Annotated in this window: 6 protein-coding genes; 1 reads left to right on the top strand and 5 read right to left on the bottom strand. The window is 73.5% G+C overall.

Translation table 11 applies throughout. From position 1 onward, the window contains the following. Positions 1–90: 90 nt before the first annotated feature. Together IE182_RS31305 and IE182_RS31300 are read right to left on the bottom strand one after the other, a co-directional pair. Positions 91–1488, bottom strand: a complete 1398-nt coding sequence (locus tag IE182_RS31305) for a GntT/GntP/DsdX family permease (RefSeq protein WP_190113384.1) — start codon at positions 1486–1488, stop codon at positions 91–93. Positions 1489–1518: 30 nt separating this feature from the next. Further along, entirely contained in the window at positions 1519–2028 is a 510-nt protein-coding gene (locus tag IE182_RS31300; RefSeq protein WP_190113383.1) for a gluconokinase, read from the bottom strand. A gap of 161 nt (positions 2029–2189) precedes the next feature. Here IE182_RS31300 and IE182_RS31295 point away from each other — a divergent pair, with 161 nt between their 5' ends. Further along, positions 2190–2888: a FadR/GntR family transcriptional regulator gene (locus IE182_RS31295; RefSeq protein ID WP_190113382.1), complete on the top strand. Its 699-nt coding sequence runs from the start codon at positions 2190–2192 to the stop codon at positions 2886–2888. Positions 2889–2933: 45 nt separating this feature from the next. Here the strand turns inward: IE182_RS31295 and IE182_RS31290 are convergent, their stop codons facing one another. The 3 genes from IE182_RS31290 to IE182_RS31280 form a co-directional block, all read right to left on the bottom strand. Continuing rightward, positions 2934–4364 carry an amidase gene (locus tag IE182_RS31290; RefSeq protein ID WP_190113381.1) on the bottom strand — a complete coding sequence of 477 codons (1431 nt, stop codon included), beginning with the start codon at positions 4362–4364 and terminating at the stop codon, positions 2934–2936. A 101-nt stretch (positions 4365–4465) separates the two neighbouring features. Continuing rightward, positions 4466–5125: a GNAT family N-acetyltransferase gene (locus IE182_RS31285; protein WP_190113380.1), complete on the bottom strand. Its 660-nt coding sequence runs from the start codon at positions 5123–5125 to the stop codon at positions 4466–4468. A gap of 61 nt (positions 5126–5186) precedes the next feature. Then, entirely contained in the window at positions 5187–7463 is a 2277-nt protein-coding gene (locus IE182_RS31280; RefSeq protein WP_190113379.1) for a S9 family peptidase, read from the bottom strand. Positions 7464–7598: the final 135 nt, after the last annotated feature.

Here is a 7598-nt window from a genome sequence, read left to right as displayed (position 1 = left end):
ACCACCGATGCCACACCGCGCTCAGGGGCGAGCCACCCATCACCCGCGTCAACAACCCTGCGGGTCAATACAGCTAGGGCGTGTCCGGCGTCACAGGACGAGGGAGAGGAGCAGCACGAAGCCGATTCCCACGACCGAGATCACGGTCTCCATGAGCGACCAGGTCCGGATCGTCTGGCCCACGCTCATGCCGAAGTACTCCTTGACCATCCAGAAGCCCGCGTCGTTGACGTGCGAGAAGAACAGCGAGCCGGCGCCGACGGCCAGGACGAGCAGGGCGGAGTGCGTCGTGCTCATGTCCGCGGCCAGCGGGGCGACGAGCCCGGCGGCGGAGATGGTGGCCACCGTCGCCGAGCCGGTCGCCAGCCGGATGCCGACGGCGATCAGCCAGGCGAGGAGGAGGGCGGAGACGGACCAGTCCTTGGAGATGTCCAGGATCATGCGGCCGACGCCGACGTCGATCAGGGTCTGCTTGAAGCCGCCGCCCGCGCCGACGATGAGCAGGATGCCGGCGATGGGCACCAGCGACTTCTCCACGGTCACGGCCAGCCGGTCGCGGCCGAAGCCGGCGGCCCGGCCGAGGGTGAACAGGCCCACGAGCACGGTGGAGAGGAGGGCGATCAGCGGGGAGCCGATGACGTCGGTCACGCGCTGCACGGGGTGCTGCGGGTCGTCGATGACGACGTCGGCGAGCGCCTTGGCGAGCATGAGCACCACGGGCAGCATGACCGTGCCCACCGTGGCGGCGAAGCCCGGGCGGCGTTCGAGCTCCTCCGACGGGCGCTGCGGTATCAGCTTCTCGGGCGGGGCGATGTCGACCCAGCGGGCGGCGTAGCGGGAGAAGAGGGGCCCGGCGATCACGGCGGTGGGCACGGCGACGAGCACGCCGAGCGCCAGCGTCGTCCCGAGGTCGGCGCCGATGGCGTCGATGGCGGCCAGCGGCCCGGGGTGCGGGGGCACCAGGCCGTGCATGACGGACAGGCCGGCGAGGGCGGGGATGCCGATGCGCATGAGCGAGTGGTTGCCGCGCTTGGCGACCAGCAGCACCACCGGGATCAGCAGGACGATGCCGACCTCGAAGAAGAGCGGCAGCCCGATGACGCCCGCGATGAGCACGATCGCCCAGGGCATCGAGCGGGTGGCCGCCCTGGCCAGGATCGTGTCGACGATCTGGTCGGCGCCGCCGGAGTCCGCCAGCAGCTTGCCGAGTATCGCGCCGAGCGCGATGAGCACGCCGACGCCGGCGACGGTCGAGCCGAGGCCCGCGGTGAAGCTGGCGATGACCTTGTCGAGGGGGGCGCCCGCGGCCGCGCCGAGGACGAGCGAGCCGATGGTCAGGGAGAGGAAGGCGTGCAGTGTGAAGCGGGTGATGAGGAGGACGATGACGGCGATGCCGATGAGGACGGCGATGCCCAGCTGTGCGTGACCTGCCGAAGTGATCGGTGCGGTGGGGGCCGCGGCCAGCATCTCGACGCTGAGAGTGCTCACGGGGCTTCCTTGAGGGGGGAGGTGTGTGGGTTACAGCTGCCGCAGTGCTGCGACCGCTCGCTCGGCGATGACGGCCGCTTCGGGCGTGACATCCACGCGGATGCCCGCCTCGTCGGCGTCGAGCGGTTCGAGGGTGGCGAACTGGGAGTCCAGCAGCCGGGCGGTCATGAAGTGGCCCCGGCGGGCGGCCATGCGCGCACCGATGAGCTCGCGGTCGCCGGTGAGGTGCAGGAAGACGACGGTGCCGGGCGGGGCGGCGGCGCGCAGCCGGTCGCGGTAGGCGCGCTTGAGGGCCGAGCAGCTGACCACGCCCCCCAGCTCCGCCCTGCCGCGGGCCCAGTCGCCGATGGCGTCGAGCCAGGGCTCGCGGTCGGCGTCGTCCAGCGGGATGCCGGCGGACATCTTGGCGATGTTGGCGGCGGGGTGGAAGTCGTCGCCTTCGGCGTAGGGGACGCCGAGGGCGTCCGCGACCAGCGGGCCGACCGTGGTCTTGCCCGTGCCGGCTACGCCCATCACCACGATGACGTGGGGGGTGGTCATCCGGGGTACCTCGCTGTCTCCGTCGGCATCGGTGCTGCGGCGCCCGGGGTGCGGCCACGGGTGCGCGGCCTCACTGAAACCCACTTGTACGACGTATTCAAGAGTCCGTGACTAAAACGTCATACTTAATCGCGTCGACGGTGGCCCCGTAGGCTGATCCCATGGACAGCGCACAGGGCCTGCACGCGCGCGTGCTCGACTCCCTCGGGCCCGCGATCACCGCGGGCGAGTACCCGCCGGGCAGCGTGCTGCGCACGGACGAGCTGGAGGAGCGGTTCGACGTCTCGCGCACCGTCATCCGCGAGGTGATACGCGTCCTGGAGTCCATGCACCTGGTCACCTCCCGGCGCCGCGTCGGCGTGACCGTCCTGGCCCCCGAGGAGTGGAACGTCTACGACCCGCGCGTCATCCGCTGGCGCCTGGCGGGCCCCGACCGTCCGCGCCAGCTCCGCTCGCTGACCGTCCTGCGCTCGGCGGTGGAGCCCGTCGCGGCGGGACTCGCCGCGCGCCTGGCCACCCCCGAGCAGTGCGCGGAGCTGACCGAGCACGCCCTGGGCATGGTCGCCACCTCGCGCGGCCAGCAGCTCCAGCGCTACCTCGTCCACGACATCGCCTTCCACCGCGTGATCCTGCGGGCCTCGGGCAACGAGATGTTCGCCCGCCTCGGCGACGTCGTGGCGGAGGTCCTCACCGGCCGCACCCACCACCAGGTGATGTTCACCGACCCCGACCCGGCCGCGGTGACCCTGCACGTCCGCGTCGCGGAGGCGGTGCGGGAGCGGGACGCGGAGCGGGCGGAGGCGCTGACGCGGGAGATCGCCTCGGGGGCGATGGCGGAGCTGGACGTCCTGGCCCCCTGAGGCTCGGGCGGCCCGGCCCGGCCACGGCCCCCTCCGCCGGGGCCGTCAGTCCGGCCGCCCGGCGGGCCACAGTTCGTCCCACCGCTGGTCCGCCTCCAGCTGCGCGGCCAGCGAGATGAGCAACGGCTCGCTGTTCGCCGGCCCGAGCAGCTGCACGCCCAGCGGCAGCCCCGCCTCCGTGAAACCGGACGGCACGCTCACCGCCGGCCAGCCCAGGACGTTCCAGGGCCAGGCGTACGGACAGGCCACGATCATCCGCGAGTTGGTCTCGTGGCTGCCGAGGCCGGCCAGGGCACCGGTGCGCAGCGGCGGCACGGCCGTGGTGGGCGTCAGCACGGCGTCGAAGCGCCAGAACATCCCCCCGATCCGCCGCCTGAGCGGCGCCTCCGCCGCCCGCGCCGCGCGCTGCACCGCACCGCCGAGCAGCAGCCCGCCGCGGACGTTCGCGTGCGTCCGGGGGTCCAGCAGCGTCCGGTCGGGCACGCGGGCCGCCCAGTCGCGCACCCCGGCCATCGAACGGGGCACGAAGGCGAGGCCGATGGGCCCGTAGCGCGGGTCCTCCTCGACCACGTCGTGGCCGAGTACTTCGAGCCGCTCGGCCATGCGGACGGTCGCGGCGCGCACCGCCGGGTCGAGCCAGTGCCGGACGGCGGCGAACGCCGGCCGCAGCGACAGGGCGATCCGCAGCCGCCGGCGGGGCCCGTGACCCGCGGCGGCGAGGATGTCGACCGCGGGCGGGCGGTGCAGGTCGCCCTCGTGCGAGCCGCTCGCGGCGTGCAGCAGCAGCGCGGCGTCGCCGACGGTCCGGGCGAGCGGGCCGTCGCAGGTGATGCCGCGGAACGCCTCGCGCTGCGGCCACGTCGAGATCCGCCCGCGCTGCGGCTTGATGCCGACCAGGTGCGTCCAGGCGGCGGGTATGCGGATCGAACCCGCCCCGTCCGAGGCGAGCGCGGCAGGCACCAGCCCGGCCGCGACCGCGGCGGCCGAGCCGCCCGAGGAACCGCCGGGACTGTGCTGCGGACTCCACGGATTGCGGGTGACACCGAACGCGGACCCGTCGGTGACGGGCCACTGCCCCAGCTCCGGGGTGTTGGTCTTGCCCACGATCACCGCCCCGGCGGCCCGTAATCGGCGCACGGCCTCGCTGTCGTCCTTCTTCGCCGGGAACTCCCCCGGACAGCCGAAGGCGGTCGGCTCGCCGGCCACGTCCATGTCGTCCTTGACAGCGACCGGCACCCCCAGCAGCGGCGCCCGCTCCCCCGCGGCGAGCCGCCGGTCGGCGGCATCGGCCTCCTCCAGGGCCGCCTCGGCCCGCACCCGCCGGAAGGCGTTCAGCGTGGACTGCGTCTCCCCGATCCGTCGCAGGGCCCGCTCCACGAGCTCCCGCGACGAGACCTCCCGCCGCCCCAGCGCCCGCGCCTGCGCCCCGAGCCCCTCAAGGTCTCCGCCGAGGTCTTCGCTTCTGTAACCGGTCACCCGAGCCCCTTTCCCCACTCGAACACACGCTAACGGGGCAGGAGTTGTCCGCACACCAGGGCGATGCGACGGGGACGGACGGGACCGGCCCGCCCCCGGGCTCACACCACGGCCGCCGACGGCACCCCGAACAGCGGCAGACAGGGCTCCAGGCCGGTCACCTCCACCGGGACCCTCCGGTGCGCCTCCCACGCCTCGCGGTCCAGGCGCAGGCGCCGGAACGTGCGGGACCGGCCGCGGACGGCCAGGGTCTCGTAGCCGTCCGGACGGTAGCCGATCCTGCGGGAGACGCCGAGCGAGCGGACGTTGTCCGTCGCGGCCGCCGACAGCAGCGCCCGCGCACCCAGCCCCGCGAACGCCAGGTGCGCCACCGCGGCCCGCATCTCCGTGCCGATCCCCCGGCCCTGGTGGGCCAGGCCCAGCCACGAACCGGTGTCCGCCTCCCCGGTCACACCGAAGTCCACGGCCCTCAGGTCCTGTTGCCCCACCGGTCTGCCCTCGAAGAGCACCGCCAGGCACAGCTCCCACCTCTCCGGCTGCCACTGTGCAACGGTGCCGAGCACGTACCGGAACGTGGACCGCCCGCGCTCCTCGGGCGGGGCATCCGTCCACGGGACGGCGAAGGGCATCTCGTCCGGGTCGTGGACGCCCGCCGCGGACACGGCGGCCAGTTCGTCGAGCACCTTCAGGTCGGGCAGGCGCAGTTCGAGGCGCGGCGTGGTGATCCGCAGCCGGTACAGGGGCCAGTAATGCGGTTCCATGACCAGAGGGTGGCGCGGCCGCGGCACCCTCGTCCAACCGAATTCGGCCCCACCGGGCCGCTCAGGCGAACAGTTCGCCGAGCAGCTCGGGACCGATGGCGATGGGGGCGGGCCGGTAGGCGGGCGGCTGGGTGCCCATCAGCTCGCGCACCAGGAAGTCCCAGCAGCGCTTGCGGACGGAGGCCAGGCAGTCGATGAACGTGTGCTCGGCCCCCGGCACGACGAGCAGCTCGACGTCCTTGTCGGCGGCGAAGAGCCGGTCGGCCAGCCGCAGCGTCTGGTCCGGGTGGACCTGGTCGTCCATTTCGCCGTGGACGAGCAGCAGTTTGCCCGCCAACCGGTCCGCGATGTCCACGTTGGAGGTACGGGCCCAGGCCGCGGGGTCGTCCGCGCCGTCGTAGGTCTCCACGAAGCCCAGGTTGAAGCAGCGGGCGTCGTGCGAGCCGGAGAGGGCGACTCCGACCTTGTAGACCTCGGGGAAGTCGAGCATCGCCCGCGCCGCGGCGAACCCGCCTCCGGAGTGGCCGAACGTGCCCACCCGGTCCAGGTCCATCCAGGGCCGGGTCCGGGCCAGCTGCCGCAGCGCCGCGACGTGGTCGGCCAGGCAGCCCGCGTCGGCCAGGCGGCCCTGGGAGGCGTCATGGAAGGACTTGCTCCGCCCCGGGGTGCCGCGCCCGTCCAGCGCGACCACCACGAAGCCCAGCGCGGCGAGGGGTTCCGCGTCGAGGCCCATCCCGCCGGGGTCGAAGCACGGGGCGACCCGGGCGACCTGCGGGCCGGGGTAGACGTTGTCCACCACCGGGTAGCGCCGGGCGGGGTCGAACCCCCGCGGCCGGTACAGCACCCCGTAGACGTCCGTCACCCCGTCGGCCGCCTTGACGCGGAACCGTTCCGGCGCCGTCCAGCCGGTGGCGGTGAGCTTGCCGATGTCGGCGCGCTCCAGTTCGACCAGCACCCGCCCGGCCCAGTCACGGACGCGGGTCACCGGCGGGGTGTCGACGGTGGACGCGGAGTCGATGAAGTACTCCTGGCCGTCCGGCACGGTGACGACGTGGTCCAGCCCGTCGTCGGTGACCTTGGCGAACCCGGTGCCGTCCAGGCCGACCCGGCACACCGTGCGCCGGTACGGATCCTCTTCGACCAGCCCGGAGGCGATGAAGTACGCCACCCGCTCGGCCTCGTCGACACGCAGGATCTGACGGACCGCCCACGGCCCGGAGGTGACCTGCCCGAGCAGCGCGCCGGTGCGCAGGTCGTACCGGTACAGGTGACCCCAGCCGTCCCGCTGCGAGTACCACAGCACCTCGTCGGCCAGCACCCGCACGATCGGCGGCTCGTACATCGACTGGTTGGGCTCGACGCGGCTGGGCCCGGTCTCGCTGAGCACGGTGGTGACCTCGCCGGTGGCCGGGTCGAGCCGGTGCAGGGTGAGCGTGCGCAGGTCGCGGGGCCGGCCGAGGTAGTACACCGCCGAGCCGTCCGGGGCCCACCACGCCCACTTGCTCGTGATCGGCGACATCATCGGCATGAGCAGCGGCTCGGCCTGCGCGCGGACCACCGCGCCCTCGGCGACGTCCAGCACGACCAGCTCGGCCAGCGGCATGTTCTCGTCCCCGGGGTAGGCGTACCGCTGGGTGTGCAGGCGGGGCGCGCCGCCGTCGGCGGGGCGGGCCTCGACGAGGTGGGTCCGCCGGACGTCGCGCTCGTCGGTCCGGTGCGCCAGCACCTTCGTCGAGTCGGGCGACCAGGCCACCGCGGGCGGCAGGTGCGGCAGGCCGATCTTGCGCAGCAGGGTGCCGTTGCTCGTGCAGTCCGGGCCGGAGCCGTACGCGTAGCCGGACTCGCCGTCGGTGGTCAGCGCCCACTCGCGGCCGTCGGACAGCGAGTGCGCCCACAGGTCGTGCCCCTTCCGGGACACCGCGACCTTCTTGTCGGGCGACGGCACCTCCAGCGGGTTGCCCGGCGGCGTGAACTCGGCCCGCTCGCAGGCGTAGTCGTCCAGGCGGCAGCGCCAGTACTCGCCGAACGCGGCGAACTCCACGGCGCCGTCGGTCAGTTCGATGGCCAGGAAGGGCAACGCCTCGGGGTCGACCTGGTGCCCGGAGGCGGTGGCGAGCGCGGCGGCGAGCCGAGGGTGGTCGAAGGCCGGCTCACGGCTGCCCGCCGCCGGGTCGGCCAGGACGAACCGCCTGCCGACGCCGTTGCTCACCGCGTACCAGAAACGGGCGCCTCCCTCGATCCACTGCGGCCTGACCTTGTCGCCTATGACGAGCTCGCCGGGGCGGGCGGGACGGCGGAGGAGTCGCTCTGCGGCCTGGTAGTCCTCGGTGGTGCTCATTCTTCTTCCCCCTGATTGTTTTCGGTTCGCGTGGTGAAGGGTGCTTTGCGCTTCTCAGAGGCTGCGGGCGGTGATGTTGCCGTAGGCGGTGGTTGCGTGGATGGTCAGGTGGGGGGTGGGGCCGTCGGTGTTGTT

The sequence above is a fragment of the Streptomyces cinnamoneus genome (assembly GCF_014650495.1).
Taxonomy (GTDB): domain Bacteria; phylum Actinomycetota; class Actinomycetes; order Streptomycetales; family Streptomycetaceae; genus Streptomyces; species Streptomyces cinnamoneus.
This window is presented reverse-complemented; position numbering and strand designations above follow the sequence as displayed.